The sequence below is a fragment of the Vibrio sp. E150_018 genome (assembly GCF_053544035.1).
In genome coordinates this window covers 110,286-135,729 of sequence record NZ_JBHGNY010000009.1, presented here as the reverse complement: position 1 = coordinate 135,729, position 25,444 = coordinate 110,286, and the positions used below count along the sequence as shown (strand labels likewise).

Below are 25,444 nucleotides of genomic sequence, written 5' to 3'. Positions count from 1 at the left end.
TTCATTAGCGCGTTTAGGTTTAATGGTACATGTTACTGCACACCGTATTGATCCAGGTTGGTCTGGTCGAATCGTTTTGGAATTCTATAACTCAGGGCGCTTGCCACTTGCGCTGAAGCCAATGATGCCCATTGGTGCATTGAGTTTTGAAGTGTTATCGGGCGATGCAGAAAAACCATATAACAAGCGCGATAACGCTAAATATAAGAATCAACAAGGTGCGGTCGCAAGCCGTATTAATGAAGATTAAGAGATGTAAAAGGGCTTCTAAAAAGCCCTTTTTTTATGGTTTTGTCAGTTTTTTCTTATTGATTTTACTTTATCTAAACGAATGATAGTTTGTTATACTAACTATTAAAAATATATATATTTGTTTTGAAAAGGATCTCCATGAAAAAAATACTTTTATTCCTTTCTGTACCAATTGCCGCAGTTTTAATTGCCATTCTAGCGCTGGTCATTTTCGTTAATCCGAATCAATTTAAGCCGCTTATTATCGATCAAGCTAAGGCTCAAACAGGCTTTGACTTGGTCATCGACGGTGACATTTCTTGGAGCTTTTTTCCTCATCTCGGCTTTTCTATTGGAAAGACCCAAGTATTAAATCCAGCGGAAGGCTTTAAGCAAGCACAAGTGGTCAAGTTTGATGAGGCGGCTTTGGATGTTTCAGTACTTCCATTGCTTGAAAATCGACTTAATATCGGCAACGTTACGTTAAACGGCGCTGATATTTTTATTCAGAAGCTGAAAGATGGTCGTTCAAACCTTGATATTGTTAAGCAATCTGCTGAAGACAAAACCACTCAAACTTCCCCAAGTAGTGATGCGACTAATGACGAAACTGAAAGTGTAAACCCTGCAAGTGAAAGCCCATGGGAAATCAGTTTAGAAGGCATTACGGTAAATAATGCTAAATTGGTGATGTTAGATGCAGAGAGCCATTCAGATTTAACCTTATCTGATGTGAACTTCGCGTTATCACAATTTAGTTTCGATGAATGGAGTAAGGCTGAATTTGATATTACGGGTAAACAAAACCAGCAAACTTTTGCTGTAAAAGGAAAGACCGAGTTTAAAGTCTCACAAGATTTATCGGATTACCAATTACGCGGTATAGATGTAGAAGCGCAATTTAAAGATCCTTCTACTGACATTAAAAAAGCACGTTTCACGCTAGATTCGTTTCAATTTAACTCAGTCAGCAAAATGGCATTGAGTGTCAATGGAATGGTATCTGGTATGAGTATCGATATTAATCAGTCTGCATCGATTATGCTTGATAAAGCGATGACGGAGCTTAAAGTCCAGAATATGAATGTCACAGGGAAGGTTGATGGTCAATCATTACCACTTACGCCTATTTCGATTGATATGAATTCTGATATTCGTTTCGATTTAACAAAACAATATTTAGATGTTGTTTTGAAAAAGTTATCGGTGAACGAACTTAACTTTGATGGCTCTACGCAGGTGAGTTTAGCGCCAAATATTCCTAAAATAGTGTTTGATATCCACAGTCCTGAAATCAACGTTGACGCGCTACTTAAGCAAATGGAGCAAGTTGCCCCTGAAAAATCAGAGACAACAAAAGCCGCGACCTCTAAAAACTCGAGCAGCACCAATGTGCCTACATCTCAAGTAGAACCTGATCTTAGTGCGACACGTACATTAGATGTCACGGGTAAAATTATTATTGATAAGCTAACAGCAAATAATGTCAAAATGCAGGATGTACAAACGCAGTTTCAAGTGAATCGTGGTGTGATTGATTTGAAAAAATTTGCGGCAAATTTGTATCAAGGCTCGGTGAGTGCTAATGCTAAAATTGATGCTCGTAAAGATGTTTCCACTTACACGATACATAAAGAAGTTAAAGGAGTTCAAGTTCAACCATTGTTGAAAGATGTTGCACAAATGGACTTTGTTTCTGGTACCGGCAATATCACTGCAGATATAAAGGGTAAAAGTTTAATTGTCGATAAAGCGAAACAAAACTTAGCTGGTGTGGTGAAGATTAATTTTGCTGATGGTTCGTTCTATGGAATCAATGTTGCTCATGAAATTCGCTCAGTACAAGCTTTATTTAAAGGTAAGAAAGCAGAAGAAATAAAGGTTAAGAAAACCGATTTTAGTGCTGTAACAGCAACGATGAACTTATCAAAAGGGGTAATGACGACTAATAACTTCACCGCTCAATCACCATTATTAAGAATTCTTGGTAGTGGACAGGCGAACTACGTTAATGAGACGGTTGATTTTCTAGTTAAAACATCGGTGGTAGGCTCCTTGAAAGGTCAAGGTGGTAAAGATACTGATGAGTTAAAAGATATTACTCTTCCTATCAGTATTAAAGGCACATGGACAGAACCTAAAATTCGCCCAGATTTGAATGCGGCATTAGATGAGCAAACTAAGCAGAAAGCTCAAGCTGAAATAGACAGAGCAAAAGAAAAAGCTCAAAAAGAAGTTGATCGAGGTCTAGATAAGTTGCTCGGTAATGATGATTCCAAGCAAAAAGATGATGTCAAAAAGGCTGCTGGTGATTTACTAAATGGTTTATTCAAATAGAATTAACCTTAAACACTAAATATCAATGCCACTTCATTCATGTGCAGTGGCATTTTTTATGGGTTTAATCGCAGATGCAGTTATTTTATGCTAGTAGGTGAAGTGTTACCAATCAATACCTTTACGAGCTTTGACTCCTGCTTCAAAGGCATGTTTAACATTTCGTACTTCCGACACTGTGTCGGCAAGCTCTATTAAGTCGCGATGAGCCGCGCGTCCTGTGAGAATAACCGATTGATCTTTAGGTCGGTCTTTGATGGCTAGAATAAGCTCACCTAGGTCAATATAACCATAGCTCACCATATAGGTGATTTCATCGAGCAGCACGACATCGATGCTTTTATCTTGCAGTATTTTTTTGCACTCTTGCCAGACTTGCTGAGCGGCTTGAGTATCTTTTTGTTTATCTTGAGTTTCCCAGGTAAATCCAGTTGCCATCACATGAAAAGAGACGCCTAGCTTTTCTAATAGATTCTTTTCACCATTATCCCATGTGCCTTTAATAAACTGAGCAACCGCGCATTGCTGGCCATGCCCAACGGCTCTTGCGATGGTACCAAAACCGGATGTAGTTTTACCTTTACCATTGCCAGTGATAACAACGACTAAACCTTTCTCTTGTTGAGCAGCTTCAATACGTTGATCTACTTGTTGTTTAATTTTTTGCTGACGTTGTTGGTGCTTATTTTGTTTATGCTCAGACATATTATATTGTTCCTGAAGGTAGGGATGAATGGATAATAACGAATTTAAAAGGCAGAAAAAACCAAAGTTTTAGAGAGGGATATTAAGGTCTATTGACCCTAGGTACCTAACAACAAAAGCCCAACGCGATGGTTGGGCTCATGGTCTATATATCCAAGTTACTTGAGTGTATACCCATCGTAATTGAAGCTGCAACTTTGTTGACGGCGAATCGAGGTATGCTCATGGGGCCTCATTCACTTGTCGCCTCACTGCAACTCCAATTACTTCGGGTATAGAATGTTACACCGCGAATTAGTCTGCGAGTAGATCATCAATCACTTTATAGGTTGGATCTTCTTTAACATTGATTTCAATTAGGCTGCCAGCTTTATCCAACAGAGTCTTACAATCTTGGCTTAAGTGACGTAAATGGAGAGTTTTACCTAAGCGAGTATAACGATCTGCTACGGTTTCAATTGCTTCAATAGCGGAATGGTCAATAACGCGAGACTGACTAAAATCGATAATCACATCTTGAGGATCGTCATAAGCGTTGAAAAGCTCAGTAAAGTTAGCCGTCGAACCAAAGAAGATCGGGCCGTTAATTTGGTAAACTTTCGAGCCTTCTTCGTTGATGCTTGTCACTGCATTGATATGCTTTGCATGTTGCCAAGCGAACATTAATGCTGAAACGACAACACCAACGCCAACCGCAACCGCTAAGTCTGTTAACACAGTTACGATAGTCACAAGGATAATTACGAAAAAATCTTGCTTAGGTACTCTGCGAGCTAACTTGAAGGTTGCCCATTCAAACGTCCCTATTACTACCATAAACATTACACCCACTAGCGCTGCTAGTGGGATCATTTCAATCCAAGTAGCAGTAAATAGGATAAAGCAAAGTAGTGCAATCGCAGCTGTAATACCTGATAAACGGCTACGACCACCCGAGTTAATGTTGATCATCGATTGACCAATCATGGCGCAGCCACCCATCGCACCAAATACTGAACAGGTTAAGTTACCAAGGCCTTGGCCAATACATTCTCGATTACCTTTGCCACGAGTGTTAGTCATCTCATCGACTACTGTTAAGGTTAGTAGTGATTCAATTAAACCAATAGCGGCAATGATCAACGCATATGGGAAAACAATTTGTAGTGTTTCGAAGTTAAACGGCACCGCTGGTAGTGCAAATGTTGGTAGTTCACCTGCGAGTGTTGCATTCGTATCACCAGACATAGTGCGTAAGAAATCAACAACAGTACGAGTATCTAAGTTAAAGACTTGAGTTAACGCCGTGACGACAACAATCGCAACAAGTGAAGAAGGCACAGCTTTAGTTAACTTAGGTAAGAAGTAAATAATAGCCATGGTTAAAGCGACTAAACCGAACATGATCGCCATTTGTCCTTGTGGTAACCAAGTCATTATTCCGTTGATGTCTGGTGCTTTAAATTGCCCAAGCTGGGCCATAAAGATAACGATAGCCAAGCCATTCACAAAACCAATCATCACTGGATGTGGGACGATGCGGATAAACTTGCCTAGTTTTAATAAACCAGCCGTAATTTGTAATAGACCGACCAATAAAACGGCTGCAAATAAGTATTGAACGCCATGAACGGCAACTAAGCTCACCATTACAACCGCAGTTGCGCCAGTTGCGCCAGAAATCATTCCAGGACGTCCACCGAAGATAGAAGTCATTAGACCCATAATAAAGGCGGCATATAAACCAACCATTGGATCAACACCTGCAACAAAGGCAAAGGCAACAGCCTCAGGTACTAATGCTAGTGCTACGGTCAGACCGGATAACACATCATTTTTTAGAGATTGACTAGATATTTGGGGAAACATGCTTACTCAGTTAAAAGTTATAAAATAAAGGACTCTAGCCCATGAATGAAAAATGATACCAATGCCGCCCTAATGGAGACAAAGGGTACAAGTGGAAGGTATTCATGATTTAGAGTGATAATGATTTGTTAGTGAATGTTACAGAATGGTGGAATTTTCTGCAACAAGTTATCTATTGCTAATCGTTGAGATAAAAAAGCAAGACCACCATCTCTAGTGATCTTGCTTAATAACTTAACGATTAATGCTATTTAGCTTAGTCGTTAAGCGTTTTTGACATTTCAGAACTCGCATGGCCAGTTGCTGATTGGCTGCCAGCCGCTTTACCTGTGAATGTCGATTCACGGAAAGGAGCAGCAATAATGGTAATGTTATTTAACTCGCCAGTACCAGAAGCTTTTGCCATTGGTGCGCTGACATGAGATTTTGCTTTAGCTGCTTTCACTTTGACCGATTTTGGTGTCTTAGCTTGCTGTTCCTTTGGCGTATTCTCAACAACAAGGTTATCTTGTTGCTCAGCTTTCACTACAAAGGCCGTTTCAACTGCAGGCGCTTCAGTTACCGCTGGTGTTACTGGAGCCGCTTCTACTACTGGTGCAGGCTCTGCTTTCACAGGTTGCTGCGTGGTTGGTGCTTCAGTAGTCGTAGCATTTTCTGTTAACGCTTTGCTTAGGATAACAATTTTACCCATCGACATTTCAGGGAAAGCGTAACCGCCAGTAGGAATTGATGTTTCTATTGCAGGTTGTGCTTGCTCTTCTTTTTGTTTCGGTTTTTCAGCTACGTATTGTGGCCATACTTTACCCATTGCCATTTCTGGTGATGCAACACCACCGGCACGTAGGCGATATGGGTTAGGGCGACGGTCACGTGTACGACGACGGCGTTGACCGCTAGCACGAAGGTGACGTGGTGAACGACGGTTACGACGCTGCTGGCCGTCTTCTTTGTCTGTTGCTTCAGGCTTGGCAGTAATCACTTCCGCTTGCTCTGCTTTCGCTAGATCTTGAGCGTTCGCTTCTTCTGCAACTTGCTCGTTAACACGTACTTTTTTCTTCATCTGACGACGTTGACGACGTTGCTTAATTTGCGTTGTTTTCTCATCAGTTGAGGTGGTTTTTGCTTGAGCTTCAGCAGCAATTTTTTGGCCTTGTTCTACAACCTTAGTTGCATTTTTAGCTGGCTTCTTGTCTTGCTTTGGCTTGCGCTTCTTATCGTTACGAACGTTATTTTGAGGAGCTTCCGATTCTGCTACTTTATCTGCAGTATCGTTAGTACGTGGCTTACGGCGTTTGTTACGTTGGTCATTATTACGTTCATTACGGTCACGGTTATTACGGCGACGGTTATTATCACGCTGATCGTTACGCTGACGGTTTTGCTGAGCTGGTTTCGCTTCTTCAGTTGCTTTCTCTTCTTTTGGCTCATCACCACCGAATATGAAATTACCAATAGCTTTAAACAAACCACCTAAACCACCAGACTTAGCTTTCGCTTGGGGTTCCGCTTTAGATGCAGACGTTGGTGCAGCTGTTGGAGTTGGTGCTGGAGCGCTTGATGGTGCAAAACCTTTCAATACAGGCTCTTCAATACGACGGGGCTTCATATCTGCTAAAGCAGGCTCTTTTGCTTCTGCTTCTTTGAATGCTTCAATGCGCTTAGGCATCAAGTAAGATAAAATTTGATGTTCTTCACCATCGCGTAGGCGAACCACTTCAAAATGAGGGGTTTCCATATCAGAGTTTGGTACAACAATGATGTTTACTTCTTGATGCTTCTCAATGTGCTGGATTGATTTGCGTTTTTCATTGAGTAAGTAAGACGCAATAGGTACCGGCACAACGGCAAGCACTTGTGAGCTATTATCTTTTAGGGCTTCTTCTTCAATCAAACGAAGCACAGATAATGCTAATGATTCATTATCACGAACCACACCAGTACCAGTACAACGAGGACAAATATGATGGCTCGCTTCCGCTAGTGACGGGCTCAAACGCTGGCGTGACATTTCTAATAGGCCAAAGCGTGAGATACGACCAATTTGTACACGTGCACGATCCATTCTTACCGCTTCGCGCATACGGGTTTCAACTTCACGTTGGTGACGAACGGGTGTCATATCAATGAAGTCGATAACCACTAGGCCACCTAGGTCACGTAAACGTAATTGACGTGCAATTTCATCTGCAGCTTCTAGGTTGGTATTTAATGCGGTCTCTTCAATATCACCACCTTTCGTTGCACGAGCGGAGTTGATATCAATAGACGTTAATGCTTCAGTTGGATCGATAACGATTGAACCACCAGAAGGTAGGCGAACTTCGCGTTGGAACGCGGATTCAATTTGGCTTTCAATCTGGTAGTGGCTAAATAGAGGAACATCGCCATCGTATTTTTTAACGCGTGATACGAAATCAGGGCGCACTAATTGGATATGTGCTTTGGCACGTTCGTAGATGGTATTGCTATCAATTAGAATTTCGCCAATATCACGGCGTAAATAGTCACGAATAGCACGAACGATAACATTACTTTCTTGGTGAATTAAGAAAGGTGCTGATTCGCCGTCAGAGGCATCTTTAATGGCAGCCCAATGTTTTAGTAGGATGTTTAAATCCCATTCAAGCTCTTCCGCACTTTTGCCTACGCCCGCAGTACGAACAATTAAGCCCATACCTTGTGGTAATTCAAGAGTGCTTAATGCTGCTTTAAGTTGAGTACGCTCATCACCTTCAATACGACGAGAAATACCGCCAGCACGAGGGTTATTGGGCATTAATACTAAATAGCTACCTGCAAGAGAGATAAAAGTCGTTAACGCTGCACCTTTTTGACCGCGTTCTTCTTTTTCTACTTGAACAATAACCTCTTGGCCTTCTTTCAGAACTTCTTTAATGCTCGGACGGCCTTGGTAGGTGTAACCAGCAGGGAAGTAATCGCGGGCAATTTCTTTAAGAGGGAGGAAACCGTGTCGGTCAGCACCGTAGTCTACAAATGCAGCTTCTAAACTGGGTTCTACTCGAGTAATACGGCCTTTATAAATATTAGCTTTTTTAGATTCATGACCAGGACTTTCGATATCTAAATCAAAGAGTTTCTGACCATCAACTAATGCGACGCGCAACTCTTCTTTTTGAGTTGCGTTGATCAACATTCTTTTCATTTTTAAAATTCTCGTTGTTTTTCTTCGTGATAATTGCTTATCGCTTTATGTCGTATCAAAGGTGCCAGATCCCATGACTTTGGCTTCAACCTCACGGCTGTATAGGGGATGCTCTAGGGCACAATAGCCACCAAACATTCATACCTTTCTTATTTAAAGCTGTGTCACAAAATTTTGTGTTAGAACTTCAATTACTTTGGGTAGAACGCGAATGCTTGGTCCGAATTCAAGTCGGTATTACTTCTGCATTGATAACGTGAGTAGGCGATAAGTTGGTCTTCGTCAGTTGTGTCTTACGCCTAATGCAGCACATACGTTCGAAGCTTCTACTCATTAATTGCAATGAATGACATTAAATTTGCATAGAAAATGTTCAATACAACCATTGCAGCTGTGAACTATAGCAGCGCCAAGAAATATCAGCAATCAGCTTTACGTCAAAGTGCGTAAATAAATAGGAAAACCTGTGGTTAACTCGGAGGTGAGTAATATTACATCCGTATTATTAATAATGTTAATTTGTTTAATAACATGTTGTTAGTTTAATTTTTGTTTTAATTTTGTGCGGTTGTGAGCAAAAAGTGAACGTGGGGGATAAAATGGAGATAATAATTTTCAGAATCTTATGCCTCTGGGTGATGTTTGAGTGTTAGAATAGCCGAATGAATGATATTAAAACAGAAGTGAAATTTGTTGATATTGACGCTGATATGGCGGGCCAACGAATCGACAATTTTTTGCGTAATCAATTAAAGCAGATCCCTAAAAGCATGGTTTATCGAATCTTGCGTAAGGGAGAAGTGCGCGTAAATAAAAAACGCGTGAAGGCGGAATATAAAATACAAGCCGGTGACATCGTTCGTATTCCTCCGGTACGCATTTCGGCAGAAGAAGATGCCGTCCCCGTGAGTACTAAATTAGATAAAGTCTCTGAGTTAGAAAATTGCATCATTTTCGAAGATGACAGTATGTTGATTTTAAATAAACCATCAGGGACAGCGGTTCATGGTGGCAGTGGTTTAAAATTTGGTGCTATCGAAGCATTACGAGCATTGCGTCCACAAGCTCGCTTTCTTGAATTGGTTCACCGTATCGACCGTGATACTTCTGGGATCTTATTGGTTGCTAAAAAGCGCTCGGCATTGCGTCATTTACAAGCCCAATTTCGCGAGAAGACCGTTCAGAAGTATTATTTTGCTTTAGTGATGGGTGAGTGGAAGTCGAGTTGTAAAGTAGTTAAGGCTCCGTTACTCAAAAATGAGGTGAACAGCATTGTTCGAGTTAATCCAAATGGTAAGCCGTCAGAAACTCGCTATAAGATTTTAGAAAAGTTTAATCAAGCGACCTTAGTTCAAGCTAGTCCTATTACGGGTAGAACACACCAAATTCGTGTTCATTGTCAGTATGTCGGCCATCCGATTGCTTGGGATGACCGTTATGGTGACCGCCGCTTTGATGCTTATACTGGGCAAGTCGGGCTGAATCGTTTATTTCTTCATGCCGCCAATATTCAATTTACGCATCCGGCGACAGATGAGGCTATGGATATCTCAGCACCAATGGAAGTTAAACTTGAAAAAGCACTAGCAGGTTTAAGAGCGAAATAACGGATTATTTATACCCAAGTAACCTAAGTGAAGGCTATTTAGATAAAACCTGAATATCTTGCTTGTCCAGCATATCGATTAGGGTAATAAGCGGTAAGCCTATAAGCGAGTTAGGATCTTTACCTTCTAAGCGTTCGAATAAAGCAATACCGAGTCCTTCGCTTTTGAAACTGCCAGCGCAATAGAAAGGTTGCTCGGTATCGACATAGTATTCAATCTGGGTTTGAGATAGCGTTCTGAAGTGAACTTTGAATTCATCTAGCGTGACATTACAGCATCCTGTTTCGCTGTTAAAAACTGCGAGGCCAGTATAAAACGTGATGACTTGGCCACTCGCTTGAGTCAGTTGTTGAATGGCATTGTCCCGAGTAAGGGGTTTGCCAATAATTGCGTTGTTAATAACGCAAACTTGATCCGATCCAATAATGATTTGTTTGCCTTGCTCTTCTAGTACGCATGATTGGGCTTTCATTTTAGCTAAACGCAGTACCAGTTCGGTCGCGCTTTCACCAGGCAACGGCGTTTCATCACAATTAGGTTCACGAGTTTCAAATTCGATAGCAAGTTTATTAAGTAATTGTTTTCGGTAAGGGGATGTGGAAGCTAAAATTAGTTTTGGCGACATAAGTGGGGCTCTTAAAGATTAATTGATATACACCTAAGTAACCAAGGTACCAATTTAGGTGTCTTACATTACTTAGGTATACTAAAACAAATCACGCTATGCGTCATGTTGAACGGTGCATAGAATAGGGAAAAGGAAAGTGTAAGTTTTTTGCCTTTTCCTTTGACTAAATTCATTTTGGAGGATAATATTCGCGCCCTATGCAAAAGGTAAAAATACCGCGTACAGTTGACCCAGCAAAATCTGCTCAAAAACGCTTAGACTATCAAGGTATAGTTCAAGTTAGTTTAATGAAGCGCATTGCCGAGTTGACTGAAGGCGTCAAACGCGACGCAGAAGTATCATTGTCCTTTGAGTTGGATGAACAACGATTAGTCGTTATCTCTGGTAAAGCTAACGTCGAAGTCGATTTAGAATGTCAACGCTGTAATGAGATATTCGCGCATTTGTGCGAAGTTGAATTCACTTGTACTCCTGTTTACAGTGAGAAAAGTGAACAAGACGCACCGGAAGAGTACGATTTGGTAGATCTGAACGAGTACGGTGAGTTGGATCTGATTAAGTTAGTGGAAGACGAGTTCATTCTAGAATTACCTCAAATTGCGATGCATGACGAATCTGAATGTAGCGTACAATCAAACAATATGGTGTTTGGCGATCTCCCAGAAGAAGCTTTGGAAGAAAAACCGAATCCATTTGACGTTTTAAAAAATTTAAAGCGCTAGTGCTATAAAGCATTAGAGTTTAAAAACGAAGGAGTAGGGTCATGGCCGTACAAAAGAGCAAAAAATCACGTTCAATGCGTGGCATGCGTCGTTCACACGATGCGCTAACGACTAGTGCATTATCTGTAGACGCAACTTCAGGTGAAACTCACCTACGTCACAACGTGACTGCTGACGGTTACTACCGTGGCAAAAAGGTTATCAACAAGTAAGGTTGACCTTTGCAAACTATTACCGTTGCACTTGATGCAATGGGCGGGGATTTCGGTCCTCGCGTAACAGTGCCTGCCGCCGTGCAGGCATTGTCACATTTCCCAGAGCTGAAAGTTATATTGGTCGGTGATCGTGAACAAATCACGAAAGAACTGACACACCTCGGATTTACTCCGACCCCTCGTCTCATCATTAAACACAGTGAGAGAGATATTTCTAATGATGAAAAGCCGTCTTTAGCATTACGTAATAGTTCCGGAACATCGATGCGTATAGCGCTCGATTACGTGGCAGATGGTATAGCCGATGCTTGCGTGAGTGGTGGAAATACCGGTGCTTTAATGGCTTTGTCAAAATTCCGTCTTAAATTATTACCCGGGATAGAACGTCCTGCTCTGGTTAGTGCACTACCAACGGTATCTGGTAAAAAAACCTGGGTGCTTGATTTGGGTGCTAATGTATCAGTGGATGCTGATACTTTATTCCAGTTTGCCGTGATGGGCAGTGCATTGGCTGAAGTGCATATTCCACATCAACCTCGAGTCGCGATTTTGAATGTTGGTGAAGAAGAAATAAAAGGCAATGACTTGGTTAAGCGTTGCTCAGAATTACTCAGCCAAACAAAAGAAATCAACTATTCTGGCTATATTGAAGGAAATCAGCTTTTTTATGATGTCGCAGATGTGATAGTTTGTGATGGATTTGTCGGAAATGTGTGTCTAAAAACCTGTGAAGGGGTAGCGCATTTATTCCACCAAAAATTAAAAAGTTATTTTATTTCTTCAACAATTAAGGGCTGGATTGCTCGAAAATTGTTCTCTAATTTATTTAATGAGTTAAAAACACTGAACCCCGACCAGTATAATGGTGCAAGTTTGCTAGGATTGCGCGGCATTGTTATCAAAAGCCATGGGCAAGCTGATACATCTGCTATGATCAATGCAATTGGTGAAGCAGTGTATGAAGTCAAACAGCAAGTCCCAAGCCGTATAAGCGATCGCTTAGAAGCGGTTTTACTCGAGAGGCATTATTAGTCTTCATGAATAGCAAAATTTTAGGAACAGGTAGTTACCTACCGACTCAAGTGCGTACTAACGCCGATTTAGAAAAAATGGTTGATACTAGTGATGAGTGGATTGTAACTCGTACTGGTATTCGTGAGCGCCGTATTTCTGCTCCCGATGAATCCGTTGCTGATATGGCCTATCACGCATCAGTCAATGCGATTGAAATGGCTGGTATTGATAAGCACGATATTGACCTAATTATTGTCGCAACCACCAGTGGTAGTCACAAATTCCCATCATCCGCTTGTCAGGTTCAAGCAGCATTAGGCATCAAAGGGTGTCCTGCGTTTGATGTGGCCGCAGCTTGCTCTGGTTTTGTGTATGCTTTGTCGATTGCTGATCAGCATATTAAAACGGGAATGGCAAAAAATGTTCTGGTTATCGGGGCTGATGCGTTATCAAAAATGTGTGATCCTGAAGACCGTTCAACCATTATTTTATTTGGTGATGCCGCAGGTGCCGTAGTACTTGGCGCTAGCGAAGAGCCTGGTATTATTTCAACTCATTTGCATGCAGATGGTCGTTTTGGTGAGTTATTAAGCTTAGAAGAAGCAAAGCGTGGTGAGTATATCGACGCTTGGTTACACATGGCGGGTAATGAAGTCTTTAAAGTTGCCGTAACTCAACTCTCTAAGTTAGTGAAAGATACACTTTCTGTGAATGATATGGCGAAAACTGAGCTCGATTGGCTTGTACCGCATCAAGCGAATTTACGCATCATTTCAGCTACGGCTAAGAAGCTTGCTATGTCACTTGATCAAGTAGTAGTAACGTTAGACCGACATGGTAATACTTCTGCCGCTACAGTCCCAACCGCTTTAGATGAAGCGGTTCGTGATGGTCGAATTCAACGTGGTCATATGCTGTTATTAGAAGCGTTTGGTGGTGGTTTCACATGGGGGTCTGCGCTCGTTCGATTCTAATTGTTAGACTTATTTAAATGTTAGGTAAGTTAGATTTTAATTTTAAGGAAATTTTCTATGAGTAAGTTTGCGGTTGTATTTCCAGGGCAGGGCTCTCAAACTGTTGGAATGTTAGCGGAACTTGGTGAACAATATAGTATTGTAAAAGCAACCTTTTCTGAAGCATCAGAAGCACTTGGTTATGATTTATGGAACTTGGTTCAAAATGGTCCTGTAGAAGATTTAAATGAAACACATCGTACTCAACCTGCATTATTAGCTGCTTCTGTAGCGATCTGGCGTGTATGGCAAGAAGTCGGTGGTGAGCAACCTCAAATAGTAGCGGGTCATAGTCTTGGTGAATATTCAGCATTAGTATGCGCGGGCGTTGTTGACTTTAAACAAGCGATTAAGTTAGTTGCACTACGTGGTGAGCTTATGCAACAAGCAGTGCCTGCTGGTGTTGGTGCAATGTTTGCGATTATTGGCCTAGATGATGCTGCGATTGCTAAAGCATGTGAAGAAGCGGCACAAGGCGAAGTAGTATCACCGGTAAACTTTAACTCTCCTGGTCAAGTCGTAATTGCAGGTAATAAAGCAGCAGTAGAACGTGCTGGTGAGCTTTGTAAGGCAGCAGGTGCTAAGCGTGCATTGCCTTTACCGGTTTCTGTACCTTCACATTGTGCATTGATGAAACCCGCTGCGGATAAACTTGCTGAAGCACTAGCGGATATCGAGTTTAATGCACCGATCGTGCCTGTAATTAATAACGTCGATGTGATTGCAGAAACCGATCCTGAGAAGATTAAAGATGCGCTTGTTCGTCAATTATATAGCCCAGTTCGTTGGACTGAAGGCGTGGTTGCAATGCATGAGCAAGGCGTAGAGAACTTATTAGAGTTTGGACCAGGTAAAGTATTAACTGGTTTGACTAAGCGAATTGTAAAAGCCTTGAGCGCACAAGCTGTGAATGATCCAGCTTCTCTTGATGCTGCTCGCGGTTAATACTGATGGCATGGTGTTGAGCTATGCCTAGGTATCACATTTTCAGTCATAAAGAGGATTTATAATGAATCTTGAAGGTAAAATTGCACTAGTTACTGGTGCCAGTCGTGGTATTGGTCGTTCGATTGCTGAACGATTAGTTGAGCGTGGCGCGACCGTTGTAGGTACTGCAACAAGCGAATCTGGCGCACAAGCGATTAGTGACTACCTTGGAAGTAATGGTAAAGGTTTAGCCTTGAATGTAACAGATGCCGATTCTGTTGCGGCGACGATCAAAACCATTAATGAAGAATTCGGTGGAATTGACATTTTAGTGAATAATGCTGGGATTACTCGTGATAACCTGTTGATGCGTATGAAAGATGACGAATGGCAAGATATCATGGATACTAATCTAACGTCGATTTTCCGTTTGTCTAAAGCGGTTCTTCGAGGCATGATGAAAAAACGTCATGGTCGTATTGTTAACGTGGGCTCTGTAGTGGGGACTATGGGCAATGCGGGGCAAGCAAACTACGCAGCAGCGAAAGCTGGCGTAATTGGTTTCACAAAATCAATGGCTCGTGAAGTTGCTTCTCGCGGTGTAACGGTAAATACTGTTGCTCCAGGTTTTATCGAAACAGATATGACAAAAGCACTGAATGATGACCAACGTACTGCTACACTATCACAAGTGCCAGCAGGTCGATTAGGTGATCCGCGTGAAATTGCATCAGCAGTTGCCTTTTTAGCTTCTGACGATGCCGCCTATATTACTGGCGAAACACTGCACGTGAATGGTGGTATGTACATGGTCTAAATCTATTTGAGTGTTTTAAAATCACTCATATGCATGATTTAGGTCAAAAATGTACCAAATTTCAGTGAAAAACATGAAATTTGTGGTTTGACCAGCAAGGTCAGCCTTGCAACTTTTCAAAGTTTGAATAAACTACGGCTAACATCGCATTTAAGCGAACTCTCTGTAATAGGAAAAGAAAAATGAGCAACATCGAAGAACGCGTAAGAAAAATCATTGTTGAACAACTAGGTGTAGATGAAGCAGAAGTGAAAAACGAAGCTTCTTTCGTTGATGATCTAGGTGCTGACTCTCTAGACACAGTAGAGCTAGTAATGGCTTTAGAAGAGGAATTCGATACTGAAATCCCTGACGAAGAAGCTGAAAAAATTACTACTGTTCAAGCTGCAATCGACTACGTAAACAGCGCACAGTAATAACACCCCCAGGCGGTCTCCCAGGCCGCCTGAGTTTTATCTTATATCATCTATCCTTACATACTCTCAGTATTATTAATCTCCGGAGAAAAAATCGTGTCCAAGCGTCGTGTAGTTGTTACAGGCATGGGGATGTTGTCACCGGTAGGCAACACAGTTGAATCCTCTTGGAAAGCCCTTTTAGACGGTCAAAGTGGTATCGTGAATATCGAGCACTTTGATGCAACCAATTTTCCCACTCGTTTTGCAGGCTTAGTGAAAGACTTTGATTGCGAAGAGTACATGTCCAAGAAAGATGCTCGCAAAATGGATTTATTTATCCAGTATGGTATTGCTGCGGGTATCCAAGCTTTTAATGATTCAGGCATTGAAGTGAACGAAGAAAATGCTACACGTATCGGTGTCGCTATTGGCTCTGGTATTGGTGGTATTGGTCTGATCGAAGAAGCAGCACATACGCTTCGAGATCGTGGCCCTCGTCGTATGAGTCCATTTTTTGTGCCTTCAACCATTGTGAATATGATTGCAGGCCACCTGTCTATCATGAAAGGCTTACGTGGACCTAATATCGCCATTTCAACAGCATGTACTACTGGTTTGCATAATATCGGCCATGCGGCTCGTATGATTGCTTACGGTGATGCTGATGTCATGCTTGCTGGTGGTGCTGAAAAAGCGTCGACACCGCTAGCGATGAGTGGCTTTGCTGCAGCAAAAGCATTATCAAGCCGAAATGATGAACCGCATTTAGCTTCCCGCCCATGGGATAAAGACCGTGATGGTTTTGTGCTAGGGGATGGTGCTGGCATGATGATGGTAGAAGAGTACGAGCATGCTAAAGCGCGTGGTGCAAAAATCTACTGTGAAATTGTTGGTTTTGGTATGAGTGGTGATGCTTATCACATGACGTCGCCTAGTGCTGATGGTTCAGGTGGTGCATTAGCAATGGAAGCGGCTATTCGTGATGCAGGTATTACCGGTGATCAAATTGGTTATGTCAATGCGCACGGCACATCAACGCCAGCGGGTGATGTAGCAGAAACCTTAGGTATTAAGCGTGCTTTAGGTGAAGAAGCGGCGAAGAAAGTACTGGTATCATCAACTAAATCAATGACAGGTCACTTACTCGGTGCAGCAGGCTCAGTTGAATCGATCATTACGGCGCTAACGTTGGTCGATCAAATTGTTCCACCAACCATTAATCTAGATAGCCCTGATGAAGGTTGTGATCTGGATTATGTACCGAATAAAGCTCGTAAAGTTGAGAACATGGAATACGCTCTATGTAACTCATTTGGCTTCGGTGGCACCAATGGTTCGTTAATCTTCAAACGTATCTAGTTAAAATAGCTGAATAAGCCATTTTATAAAGCGGTTTAATGTTATAGCATTAAGCCGCTTTTTTTTTGCTATGATGCAGCCAATAAACGGGAATAGGATCACTATGTTTTTTGTCAATGGAAAACAACAGCAAAGCGTATCTATTACAGACCGTTCATTTCAATATGGAGATGGCTGTTTCACGACTATTTTAGTGAAATATGGTCAACCATTATTACTTTGTGCCCATAAAGAACGTATTGATTTTACTTGTCAGAAACTTTTTATGTCGCCTCCAGAATGGAATCAAGTGGAGGAGTGGATTGAAGCGGCTATTAATGCCTCCGGTCATCAAACACTTGCGTTAAGTGGACTTAAAATCCACGTGAGCCGTGGAAGTGGCGGGAGAGGTTATAGTCCTAGTGGTGCAAATTCTATACAAGTTGTCGTTCAGACCTTTGCTTACCCTGAACATTATTCAATCTGGCAATCTGAGGGAATAAAAGTGGGTGTGAGCGCTACTCGTTTAGGGATAAATCCTCAGCTTGCTGGGCTTAAACATAATAATCGCTTAGAACAAGTTCTGATTAAGAAAGAAATTGATGATACTGAGTACGATGACAATATCGTGCTTGATATTGATGGGAACGTCATTGAGATGAGTGCCGCCAATTTGTTTTGGGTGTCCAACAATCAGCTTTATACACCAGAGTTAGTGAAAAATGGGGTGCTAGGTATAAAGCGAAAACAAGTCTGTGAATATGCTGAGCAGAAAAAAATGATAATGAATATCGGTTCTTATATGTTAGACGATGTGCTCAATGCTGATGAAGTGTTCATTACTAATGCACTACATGGTGTCGTTCCAATCATTCAAATAAATAATAAAGAATTTAATATTGGCGTAATTACACGTGCTATTCAGGAGAAAATTAACCCGTGATTAAAAAATTAGTCATTGTATTGCTTTTAGTCGTTGTAGCATCGGTAGTAGTGATGTTTTATGCTAAGTCAGAGGTCACTCATTATGTACAACAGCCATTAAATATTGAATCGAAGCAGTTGATTACTATTGAACATGGTAAAACGTTAAAAAGCGCATTGTGGATGATGGAACAACAAGGTTGGATTACTGGCAATACCTTTACTCGTTTGTTGCCACGTTTATACCCTGAATTAGTTGATATTCGAGCGGGAACTTATCAAGTTAATCCAGGTGAAACATTGCAACAAGCTCTAATGACTATGGTGAAGGGTGAAGAATTTCAATTTACCATTACCTTTATTGAAGGCGGGCGTTTCAGCGAATGGCGTAGTCAACTGGATATGGCAAAAGGTTTAGTACATAAAACCAAAGATCTAAGTGAAGCAGAGATTGCCAACGCACTTGGTGAAAGCCATCAAAAACTAGAAGGCTTATTATTAGCGGAAACATATCATTACACCGAAGGTATGTCTGATCTTGATATTTTGAAAAGGGCACATCAATCACTTACTCGTGAGTTAGATGCAGCTTGGCAAACAAGACAAAAAAATCTACCGTTGGACACGCCGTATCAAGCGTTAATTTTGGCGTCAATTATTGAGAAAGAAACCGCGGTAGAATCAGAGCGCGAACGTGTCGCGTCAGTTTTTGTCAATCGATTAAATAAAGGCATGCGATTGCAAACCGATCCTACAGTGATTTACGGAATGGGAGATAAATATGACGGCAACATCCGGAAAAAAGATTTGTCAACGCCAACCCCTTATAATACCTATGTGATTAATGGTTTACCACCAACCCCGATTGCCATGCCTGGGGTTAACTCTGTACGTGCCGCATTAAATCCAGAGAAAAGTAGCTATTTATACTTTGTAGCAAGTGGTGATGGTGGACACGTATTCACTAAATCGTTAGCTGAACATAATCGTGCCGTGCGTGATTATTTGAGAAAATTACGAGCAAATAAGAGTAACTAATGAAAAACGCGAAATTTATTGTAGTTGAAGGCTTAGAAGGCGCAGGAAAAAGCACCGCGATTAATGCTGTGTTGGAAACGTTAAAGCAGCATTCAATCCTAGATGTTGTACAGACGCGCGAGCCGGGTGGTACAACATTAGCGGAAAAGTTACGTGCATTAGTGAAAGAAGAGCATGCGGGAGAAGAGTTACACGATGTCAGTGAACTATTGATGATGTATGCGGCTCGCGTGCAGCTAGTTGAAAACGTAATTAAGCCAGCGCTTGCTAATGGGCAATGGGTTCTTGGTGATCGTCATGATTTATCTTCTCAAGCGTACCAAGGCGGTGGTCGTCAAATTAGCCCTGAAATTATGAGTAATTTAAAACAAACCGCATTAGGTGATTTTAAGCCAGATCTTACTTTATATTTGGATATAGATCCTAAAATCGGTTTGGAAAGGGCGCGTGGTAGAGGCGAACTAGACCGAATTGAAAAAATGGATATTAGTTTTTTTGAACGAGTACGTGCTCGCTATTTAGAAACCGCTCAACAAGATCCGAGTATTATTACCATCAATGCCAATCAAACGATTGAGCAAGTGGCTAGCGATTTACACCGTGCTCTACAAGTATGGTTTGATAATGGACAAACGGTAGCATAATGGCTTTATATCCTTGGCTAGATCCGCTCTGGAAACAATGGCAAGTCATGCTTTCTCAGCAAACCACGCCACACGCAATGCTGTGTAGTGCTAATACTGGTACGGGAATAGAAAATCTCGTTAACCGTCTTGCAGCGGCTGTTGTATGTAAAAACTCACACGATGAAGCATGTGGCTTTTGTCATAGCTGTGAGTTAAGTCAAGGTGGTCACCACCCTGATATTCATTGGATAACACCGGAGAAAGAAGGTAAAGGGATTAACGTTGAGCAAATTCGCGAGGCTAACCGCTACGCGATTGAATCATCGCAACTCGGTGGTAAACGCATTATCATTATTCAGCCAGCAGAATCGATGAATGAATCGGCATCCAATGCTTTATTAAAAACATTGGAAACTCCGCCAGAACAATGTGTATTTGTCCTGTTGACTCAAGATAAACACAAATTGTTGCCTACCATTATTAGCCGCTGTCAGCATTGGCAATTGCCAAAAGTGGCAAAGTCTGTGTTGCTGGAGTGGTTAGGTTCTCAATTATCTCGTGATCAAATACCAGACTGGTTTAGCTTAAAGATGTATGCACAGTCACCACTGGATGCTTTTTCGTTTATCAAAGAAGGTAAGCAGAAAGAGTGGGAGCAGTTACTTGGTATACTTTTGGCTGGGGTACAAAAACGTTCATTTTCTTTATTTGAAGTGCAAAGCTTTTTTAAGAAAGAACCATTAGAAAAAGTGTCTTGGCTTCTGTATCTATTTAATGATCTACAAAAAGCCCACTTTGGTGTCGCGGATATTCCTCAACCGGCGGTATTTGAGCAACTTGCGAGTTGTATTTCGTATACTAGCGCCTATTCTCAATATCAACACCTGCAACAAATGCATCATTCATTAGCGACTTCGAGCGGTTTGAACGCTGAGTTACTGATCGTAGATTGGTATCTCACTTTAGTCCAATCTTAAGCTCAAAGAAAAACTCAAAGCTAAATCAATACCTTATTTTCGACCTATGACGTCAGGAACTAGATTATGTTAGTTGATTCACACTGTCACCTCGATAAATTAAATTACAATGACTTACATGCAGATGTTGCGGATGTGGTAACCAAAGCAAAGCAAGTGGGTGTGGAGCAAATGTTGACTGTTGGTGTGACACTGGAAGCTTTTCCTTCAATGCTGGCGATGGTCGAACCGTTTAATAATATTCATGCATCGTGTGGCGTTCACCCGCTAGATTGCGAAAGTGAATTCGATCTTAATACGTTTAAACAATATGCCAGCCATTCAAAGGTGGTGGCGATTGGTGAGACAGGATTAGATTTTTTCTATCAACCTGAAACCGCTCTGCGACAAATAGAATTGTTTGAGCAACATGTAGCGGTTGCTAATGAATTAGATAAGCCGTTGATAATCCATACCAGGAATGCTCGTGCTGAAACGCTAGATGTATTAAAAAATGGTCATGCTGAGCGTTGCGGTGGGGTGATCCATTGTTTTACTGAAGACTTGGCGTTTGCGAAAGCGGCCATCGACCTTGGGTTTTATATTTCTTTGTCAGGGATTATTACCTTCAAGCAAGCGACAGAGTTACAAGAAGTTGTAAAACAATTACCTCTAGATAGGCTGCTTGTCGAAACCGACTCACCTTATCTAGCGCCAGTTCCACATCGTGGCAAAGAAAATCAGCCTGCTTATGTATCAGAAGTGGCTACATTTTTAGCTGACCTACAACAATGCGATGTTGAAACGGTATCTAAAGTAACAACGTCTAATTTCAACAAATTGTTTTTAAGTTAGTTAGATATATACCCAGGTGACTTCAAGATGCAGAATTCAGAGCAATCATCCAGACCTTTAGGCAAGGAAGATTGGTGACGGAATGTAAGCACCTTTCAACCCAATCGTATAGCGGGTTCTGATTCGCATTACTTGCACAAAATGAGATTGAGATCCCATTTTTTAAGCTTAAATTCATCTGTCCAGTTAAAACTTGCTTCAAATCATTACTAGAATCTAATGGCATTGTTACAATTTTCACGTTATATAAAGAATTTTTAGTCAATAAAGATGATTTAAAATTGTTAACTTAAGCAGTTATGTTGTGGGTATTCTTGTTTTTATTGAGATCTATGTCGATAAAATAATGTGCATGGATCACTTTGTTAAATTAAAAAAGTTGATTTTACTACATAGATAGAACATCCTACGCCGATTTTAAAATGTTACATTTTTATGCAAGTGGGACGGGGGAGTTATACTTCGCGCTTGTATTTTTCTAAGCATAAAGGTTAAAAAATTATGTCAAATAAAGCAGCAGCAGAAAAAATCCTTGAAGGGATTGGTGGTGCAAGTAATGTCAAATTTATGACATTCTGTGCAACACGTTTACGTTTTGAATTAAATGATGGTTCTATCGTAAATAAAGAAGCACTAGACGCAATTCCAGAAGTTATGGGTTGTGTACCTCAAAGTGGAGATCGTTATCAAATCGTTATTGGCGGAGCCGTTGGTAATATTTATAACGCGATTAAAGCACTACCTTCTATGAGTGATGGTGCAGAATCTGCTGCAGCAGACAACAATGGGGCCGCATCAAATGAGGAACTAAAATCTTCTTTACGTTCTTCTGGTGTACGTGGCAAAGTTCAATGGATTGATGCTTTCTTTGAATATCTTTCAGACTCTTTCCGTCCAATCCTAGGTGTTCTACTTGGTGCATCATTAATTATCGCATTAGCCGCTGTTCTTGATGCTCTCGGCTTAGTTGATTTCAGGGGTGAAAAATCAGCAGGTTGGGTATTTGTCGATACAATGTGGCATACAGTATTCTACTTCTTGCCGATTATGATCGCTTATAATGCATCGAAAAAATTAAACGTAGACCCTTGGTTAGGTGCTGCGATTATGGGTGCCTTAATGACACCTGAATTCCAGAAGTTAGCTTCTATGGCTTCAACAACTTCGACTCTGGATCCAGAACTAGGTATCACAACAAAAGTTGCTGACATTTTTGGTTTTGCGATGCAGTGGAATGACTACTCAGGGCAAGTATTTGTACCGTTAATCATGGTTGCAGTATTAGCACTTGTTTATCGTTTCTTGCAAAAGATCTTCCCAGAGAATGTTCACATGGTATTCGTACCGTTTTTCTCTCTAGCGATTATGATTCCATTAACGGCATTCTTCATCGGCCCACTAGGTGTTTGGATTGGTATCGACTTAGGTAATGGCCTTGCATGGTTGAATAATAACGCACCATTTGTATTTGCATTGTTGATTCCTATGCTTTACCCATTCCTAGTTCCACTAGGTCTACACTGGCCTCTAAATGCTTTAATGTTAATGAATATCCAAACACTTGGTTATGACTTCATTCAAGGTCCAATGGGTGTATGGAACTTCGCATGTTTCGGTGCAACCGCTGGTGTACTATTAATCTCAATGCGTGAAAAAGATAAGACTATGCGTCAAACTGCATCTGGTGCATTGGCAGCAGGTCTATTTGGTGGTATCTCTGAACCGTCTCTATATGGTATTCACTTACGTTTCAAACGCGTTTATTCTCGCATGCTTCCTGGTTGTTTTGCTGGTGGTCTTGTGATTGCAATTCTTGGTTCTCAATACCAAGGCGTTAAAACAACAGCATTTGCATTTACTTCATTGTTAACTATCCCGGTATTTAATCCAATGTGGGTATATGCTGTGGCAATTGCGGTAGCATTTATAGTTCCTATGTTACTGATTTTCTTCTTGGATTATCGTACAGACGAAGAAAAAGAGGCATCAAAGAATTAATCGGATTTTAATATCAATTGATATGTGATTAATACAAATGAAAAAGTCAGTTGGGTTAACTCAACTGGCTTTTTTTTATAAAAAACTGGCATATGACTAACGGTCAACCGATCATCGTACAAGTTATTTATGGTTCAACTTTGTCTGGATAATAAATTATAGCTTAAGTGCCTTGGAGGGCCGATGATGTTACATATTGCTAAAACAGGTAGTTTGCTCGTTGGTTGTAGATTTTCAAGCAACGATAGGGGTTCGATACTCTTTATAATTCTGTGTAATCAATAGTTCGCTGTATATACCGAAGTGATTTGGATATATACGAAAACAAAAAAGCCCGCAGCAGTTGCGGACTTTGTTATATGTGATGTTAATTATTGTCTTTATTCACTTTTCATCGCACGGCGGATGCATAATGCTGCGCCACCCCAGGTAATGCCCAGGCCAATAATCATCATAATAATTGCATCAGTTGTCATATTAAGCCTCTTTTGATTTCTTTAAGTTAACAATGATAGAGATAACCAACATTAGTACTAATAGGCCCCAACCTAGTGTTAATAGATCCGACATGCTGTAGCCACCATATCCATCTGTCAAGGTCGCAATAATCTTATTAGTTAGGATGATTGCAATCATAATTGGGCTTAAGAAGCGGATACATAAGTCGAACCATATACCGATAGTAAGCTCTGATACTGCGTTAGCGTGTTTACGAATATCAGCGACTTTAAATAACCATCCAACAAGAACCAATTCGATTAGACAGCTTCCTAATAGAGCGATGTTGTTGATGAAGTAATCGACTAAATCTAATAGTAATAAACCACCATTAGTTGCGAATGCTAGGGATACTATAAGGCCTGTACCACATACAATACTTGCTGCTTTACGACGAGACCATTTTAGTTTGTCGATAAAGGCAGATGTTACCGCTTCCAGAATTGAAATATGCGAGCTGAAACCAGCAACAACCAATGCCAGGAAGAATAATGGACCTAGAATGTATGGAGCTGGTAATAAGTTAATCGCTGCTGGAATCGTCACAAAGGCCAAGCCAACACCCGCAGAAACCACCTCTGTTAATGGTTTGCCTTGTTCTTGTGCCATATACCCCAATACAGAGAAGATTAAAACACCGGCTAAGATAGAAAAGCCACAGTTAATCAATACTATCATTACAGCATTGTTATTGATGTCTGACTTCTCTGGTAGGTAGCTTGAATAAGCTAACATGATGGCGAAACCAACAGATAGAGTGAAGAACATTTGACCATAAGCCGCAGACCAAACAGAAGGGTCGGTTAAGCGACTAAAGTCGGGTTGGAACATGTAGTTTAAGCCATCAACCGCTCCGGGTAAGAAAATCATACGGCCAATCAAAGCAAGTACCATGATGAATAGGATCGGCATCATGATTTTCCCAGCACGTTCAATACCACCTTTAACGCCACCGAATAGAGCCGCATAGGTGACAAGCCAGCCGACAATCATCGGTATCGCAATGTGCCATTGAATGTTACCTAGTTGACTAGGAGAATTATCTCCACCTAGTTGTAGGTATTCACCAAAGAAGTAAGCATTTGGATCATTGCCCCAGCCTTGAGTGAAAGCTAAACCAACATAAGAAATTGCCCAACCGATGATCGCGATGTAGTACACGCCGATCACCGCCGCAATCATTACTTGGAACCAACCAAGCCACTCAAATTTTGAATTGATTTTTGCTAATGTTCTTGGCGCGGAACCACGAAATTTATGACCCATGGTGAATTCCATGATCATAAAAGGAATACCCGCGGTAAGCATGGCAAAAAGGTATGGAATAAAGAATGCACCACCACCATTTTCATACGCCATGTATGGAAAACGCCAAATGTTACCTAATCCTATTGCCGATCCTACGGCCGCTAGAACAAACCCCGCTCGGGAGCCCCATTGTTCTCTTTTCATGTACAAATCCTCTGTAACTGCGTAAATGGATACTTAACAAGTTATAAACAGATTTAATTTTTAGGTTTAAAATTCTGTATTGCTTGCTACATTCCAGATTATTATTCTGATATTTTAAATGTGTGTTTGCATTG

At 41.1% G+C, this 25,444-nt stretch carries 23 protein-coding genes; 17 read left to right on the top strand and 6 right to left on the bottom strand.

Going from position 1 to position 25,444, the window contains the following annotated elements:
* Both dcd and ACE3G9_RS10735 read left to right on the top strand, forming a co-directional pair.
* The coding region (gene dcd / locus ACE3G9_RS10740) for a dCTP deaminase (protein ID WP_449219114.1) at positions 1 to 250 on the top strand (250 nt) is incomplete at its 5' end.
* Positions 251 to 390: 140 nt separating this feature from the next.
* On the top strand, positions 391 to 2,568 hold the full coding sequence (locus tag ACE3G9_RS10735) for an AsmA family protein (protein ID WP_449219113.1): 2,178 nt from the start codon (positions 391 to 393) through the stop codon (positions 2,566 to 2,568).
* A 105-nt stretch (positions 2,569 to 2,673) separates the two neighbouring features.
* Here ACE3G9_RS10735 and cobO read toward each other — a convergent pair whose 3' ends face one another.
* The 3 genes from cobO to rne all read right to left on the bottom strand — a co-directional run bounded on the left by cobO (position 2,674) and on the right by rne (position 8,284).
* A complete protein-coding gene (gene cobO, locus ACE3G9_RS10730) occupies positions 2,674 to 3,273 on the bottom strand; it encodes a cob(I)yrinic acid a,c-diamide adenosyltransferase (protein ID WP_417879150.1) in 600 nt (199 codons plus the stop codon).
* A 294-nt stretch (positions 3,274 to 3,567) separates the two neighbouring features.
* Positions 3,568 to 5,121: a SulP family inorganic anion transporter gene (locus ACE3G9_RS10725; protein ID WP_449219112.1), complete on the bottom strand. Its 1,554-nt coding sequence runs from the start codon at positions 5,119 to 5,121 to the stop codon at positions 3,568 to 3,570.
* A gap of 256 nt (positions 5,122 to 5,377) precedes the next feature.
* On the bottom strand, positions 5,378 to 8,284 hold the full coding sequence (gene rne, locus ACE3G9_RS10720) for a ribonuclease E (protein ID WP_449219111.1): 2,907 nt from the start codon (positions 8,282 to 8,284) through the stop codon (positions 5,378 to 5,380).
* 662 nt (positions 8,285 to 8,946) lie between these two features.
* Between rne and rluC the strand changes: the two genes are divergently transcribed.
* Positions 8,947 to 9,891: a 23S rRNA pseudouridine(955/2504/2580) synthase RluC gene (gene rluC / locus ACE3G9_RS10715; protein ID WP_449219110.1), complete on the top strand. Its 945-nt coding sequence runs from the start codon at positions 8,947 to 8,949 to the stop codon at positions 9,889 to 9,891.
* A gap of 34 nt (positions 9,892 to 9,925) precedes the next feature.
* Here the strand turns inward: rluC and ACE3G9_RS10710 are convergent, their stop codons facing one another.
* Positions 9,926 to 10,516: a Maf family protein gene (locus tag ACE3G9_RS10710; RefSeq protein ID WP_449219109.1), complete on the bottom strand. Its 591-nt coding sequence runs from the start codon at positions 10,514 to 10,516 to the stop codon at positions 9,926 to 9,928.
* Between the two features lie 200 nt (positions 10,517 to 10,716).
* On the opposite strand from ACE3G9_RS10710, the gene yceD reads away from it, so the two are divergent.
* The 14 genes from yceD to ACE3G9_RS10640 all read left to right on the top strand — a co-directional run bounded on the left by yceD (position 10,717) and on the right by ACE3G9_RS10640 (position 23,360).
* Positions 10,717 to 11,241 (top strand): 23S rRNA accumulation protein YceD, encoded by a 525-nt coding sequence (gene yceD, locus ACE3G9_RS10705; RefSeq protein ID WP_417879145.1) that lies wholly within the window; start codon positions 10,717 to 10,719, stop codon positions 11,239 to 11,241.
* A 41-nt stretch (positions 11,242 to 11,282) separates the two neighbouring features.
* The gene (gene rpmF, locus ACE3G9_RS10700) at positions 11,283 to 11,453 is read left to right on the top strand and encodes a 50S ribosomal protein L32 (RefSeq protein WP_017025198.1); all 171 of its coding nucleotides are present in this window, start codon (positions 11,283 to 11,285) and stop codon (positions 11,451 to 11,453) included.
* A gap of 9 nt (positions 11,454 to 11,462) precedes the next feature.
* Positions 11,463 to 12,488: a phosphate acyltransferase PlsX gene (gene plsX / locus ACE3G9_RS10695; protein ID WP_417879144.1), complete on the top strand. Its 1,026-nt coding sequence runs from the start codon at positions 11,463 to 11,465 to the stop codon at positions 12,486 to 12,488.
* Positions 12,489 to 12,493: 5 nt separating this feature from the next.
* Complete coding sequence (locus ACE3G9_RS10690) at positions 12,494 to 13,444, top strand: beta-ketoacyl-ACP synthase III (RefSeq protein WP_417879143.1); 951 nt, start codon at positions 12,494 to 12,496, stop codon at positions 13,442 to 13,444.
* Between the two features lie 57 nt (positions 13,445 to 13,501).
* Positions 13,502 to 14,428, top strand: coding sequence for an ACP S-malonyltransferase (fabD, locus tag ACE3G9_RS10685; RefSeq protein ID WP_449219108.1), 927 nt, complete (start codon positions 13,502 to 13,504; stop codon positions 14,426 to 14,428).
* Positions 14,429 to 14,492: 64 nt separating this feature from the next.
* The gene (fabG, locus tag ACE3G9_RS10680; RefSeq protein WP_417879141.1) at positions 14,493 to 15,227 is read left to right on the top strand and encodes a 3-oxoacyl-ACP reductase FabG; all 735 of its coding nucleotides are present in this window, start codon (positions 14,493 to 14,495) and stop codon (positions 15,225 to 15,227) included.
* 182 nt (positions 15,228 to 15,409) lie between these two features.
* Positions 15,410 to 15,643, top strand: a complete 234-nt coding sequence (gene acpP / locus ACE3G9_RS10675) for an acyl carrier protein (RefSeq protein ID WP_027697107.1) — start codon at positions 15,410 to 15,412, stop codon at positions 15,641 to 15,643.
* Between the two features lie 96 nt (positions 15,644 to 15,739).
* Positions 15,740 to 16,984 carry a beta-ketoacyl-ACP synthase II gene (gene fabF / locus ACE3G9_RS10670; RefSeq protein WP_417879140.1) on the top strand — a complete coding sequence of 415 codons (1,245 nt, stop codon included), beginning with the start codon at positions 15,740 to 15,742 and terminating at the stop codon, positions 16,982 to 16,984.
* A 103-nt stretch (positions 16,985 to 17,087) separates the two neighbouring features.
* Entirely contained in the window at positions 17,088 to 17,906 is an 819-nt protein-coding gene (pabC, locus tag ACE3G9_RS10665) for an aminodeoxychorismate lyase (RefSeq protein ID WP_417879139.1), read from the top strand.
* Positions 17,903 to 18,925, top strand: coding sequence for an endolytic transglycosylase MltG (mltG, locus tag ACE3G9_RS10660; protein WP_449219107.1), 1,023 nt, complete (start codon positions 17,903 to 17,905; stop codon positions 18,923 to 18,925). Before pabC ends, mltG begins: the two co-directional genes overlap by 4 nt.
* Complete coding sequence (tmk, locus tag ACE3G9_RS10655) at positions 18,925 to 19,569, top strand: dTMP kinase (RefSeq protein ID WP_449219106.1); 645 nt, start codon at positions 18,925 to 18,927, stop codon at positions 19,567 to 19,569. The genes mltG and tmk overlap by 1 nt, the downstream gene beginning before the upstream one ends.
* On the top strand, positions 19,569 to 20,528 hold the full coding sequence (holB, locus tag ACE3G9_RS10650; RefSeq protein WP_417879136.1) for a DNA polymerase III subunit delta': 960 nt from the start codon (positions 19,569 to 19,571) through the stop codon (positions 20,526 to 20,528). Before tmk ends, holB begins: the two co-directional genes overlap by 1 nt.
* Before the next feature lie 66 nt (positions 20,529 to 20,594).
* Complete coding sequence (locus ACE3G9_RS10645) at positions 20,595 to 21,362, top strand: TatD family hydrolase (protein ID WP_449219105.1); 768 nt, start codon at positions 20,595 to 20,597, stop codon at positions 21,360 to 21,362.
* A 501-nt stretch (positions 21,363 to 21,863) separates the two neighbouring features.
* Complete coding sequence (locus ACE3G9_RS10640) at positions 21,864 to 23,360, top strand: PTS transporter subunit EIIC (RefSeq protein WP_417879134.1); 1,497 nt, start codon at positions 21,864 to 21,866, stop codon at positions 23,358 to 23,360.
* A 380-nt stretch (positions 23,361 to 23,740) separates the two neighbouring features.
* Here the strand turns inward: ACE3G9_RS10640 and ACE3G9_RS10635 are convergent, their stop codons facing one another.
* Together ACE3G9_RS10635 and ACE3G9_RS10630 are read right to left on the bottom strand one after the other, a co-directional pair.
* Entirely contained in the window at positions 23,741 to 23,836 is a 96-nt protein-coding gene (locus ACE3G9_RS10635; RefSeq protein WP_417879133.1) for a MetS family NSS transporter small subunit, read from the bottom strand.
* Position 23,837: 1 nt separating this feature from the next.
* Positions 23,838 to 25,310 carry a sodium-dependent transporter gene (locus tag ACE3G9_RS10630; RefSeq protein ID WP_417879132.1) on the bottom strand — a complete coding sequence of 491 codons (1,473 nt, stop codon included), beginning with the start codon at positions 25,308 to 25,310 and terminating at the stop codon, positions 23,838 to 23,840.
* Between the last annotated feature and the right edge of the window lie 134 nt (positions 25,311 to 25,444).

Coding starts and splice junctions, on each gene's coding strand:
- ACE3G9_RS10735 (WP_449219113.1), top strand. CDS start 391: ATGAAAAAAATACTTTTATTCCTTTCTGTACCAATTGCCGCAGTTTTA.
- cobO (WP_417879150.1), bottom strand. CDS start 3,273: ATGTCTGAGCATAAACAAAATAAGCACCAACAACGTCAGCAAAAAATT.
- ACE3G9_RS10725 (WP_449219112.1), bottom strand. CDS start 5,121: ATGTTTCCCCAAATATCTAGTCAATCTCTAAAAAATGATGTGTTATCC.
- rne (WP_449219111.1), bottom strand. CDS start 8,284: ATGAAAAGAATGTTGATCAACGCAACTCAAAAAGAAGAGTTGCGCGTC.
- rluC (WP_449219110.1), top strand. CDS start 8,947: ATGAATGATATTAAAACAGAAGTGAAATTTGTTGATATTGACGCTGAT.
- ACE3G9_RS10710 (WP_449219109.1), bottom strand. CDS start 10,516: ATGTCGCCAAAACTAATTTTAGCTTCCACATCCCCTTACCGAAAACAA.
- yceD (WP_417879145.1), top strand. CDS start 10,717: ATGCAAAAGGTAAAAATACCGCGTACAGTTGACCCAGCAAAATCTGCT.
- rpmF (WP_017025198.1), top strand. CDS start 11,283: ATGGCCGTACAAAAGAGCAAAAAATCACGTTCAATGCGTGGCATGCGT.
- ACE3G9_RS10690 (WP_417879143.1), top strand. CDS start 12,494: ATGAATAGCAAAATTTTAGGAACAGGTAGTTACCTACCGACTCAAGTG.
- fabD (WP_449219108.1), top strand. CDS start 13,502: ATGAGTAAGTTTGCGGTTGTATTTCCAGGGCAGGGCTCTCAAACTGTT.
- fabG (WP_417879141.1), top strand. CDS start 14,493: ATGAATCTTGAAGGTAAAATTGCACTAGTTACTGGTGCCAGTCGTGGT.
- acpP (WP_027697107.1), top strand. CDS start 15,410: ATGAGCAACATCGAAGAACGCGTAAGAAAAATCATTGTTGAACAACTA.
- pabC (WP_417879139.1), top strand. CDS start 17,088: ATGTTTTTTGTCAATGGAAAACAACAGCAAAGCGTATCTATTACAGAC.
- tmk (WP_449219106.1), top strand. CDS start 18,925: ATGAAAAACGCGAAATTTATTGTAGTTGAAGGCTTAGAAGGCGCAGGA.
- holB (WP_417879136.1), top strand. CDS start 19,569: ATGGCTTTATATCCTTGGCTAGATCCGCTCTGGAAACAATGGCAAGTC.
- ACE3G9_RS10645 (WP_449219105.1), top strand. CDS start 20,595: ATGTTAGTTGATTCACACTGTCACCTCGATAAATTAAATTACAATGAC.
- ACE3G9_RS10640 (WP_417879134.1), top strand. CDS start 21,864: ATGTCAAATAAAGCAGCAGCAGAAAAAATCCTTGAAGGGATTGGTGGT.
- ACE3G9_RS10635 (WP_417879133.1), bottom strand. CDS start 23,836: ATGACAACTGATGCAATTATTATGATGATTATTGGCCTGGGCATTACC.
- ACE3G9_RS10630 (WP_417879132.1), bottom strand. CDS start 25,310: ATGAAAAGAGAACAATGGGGCTCCCGAGCGGGGTTTGTTCTAGCGGCC.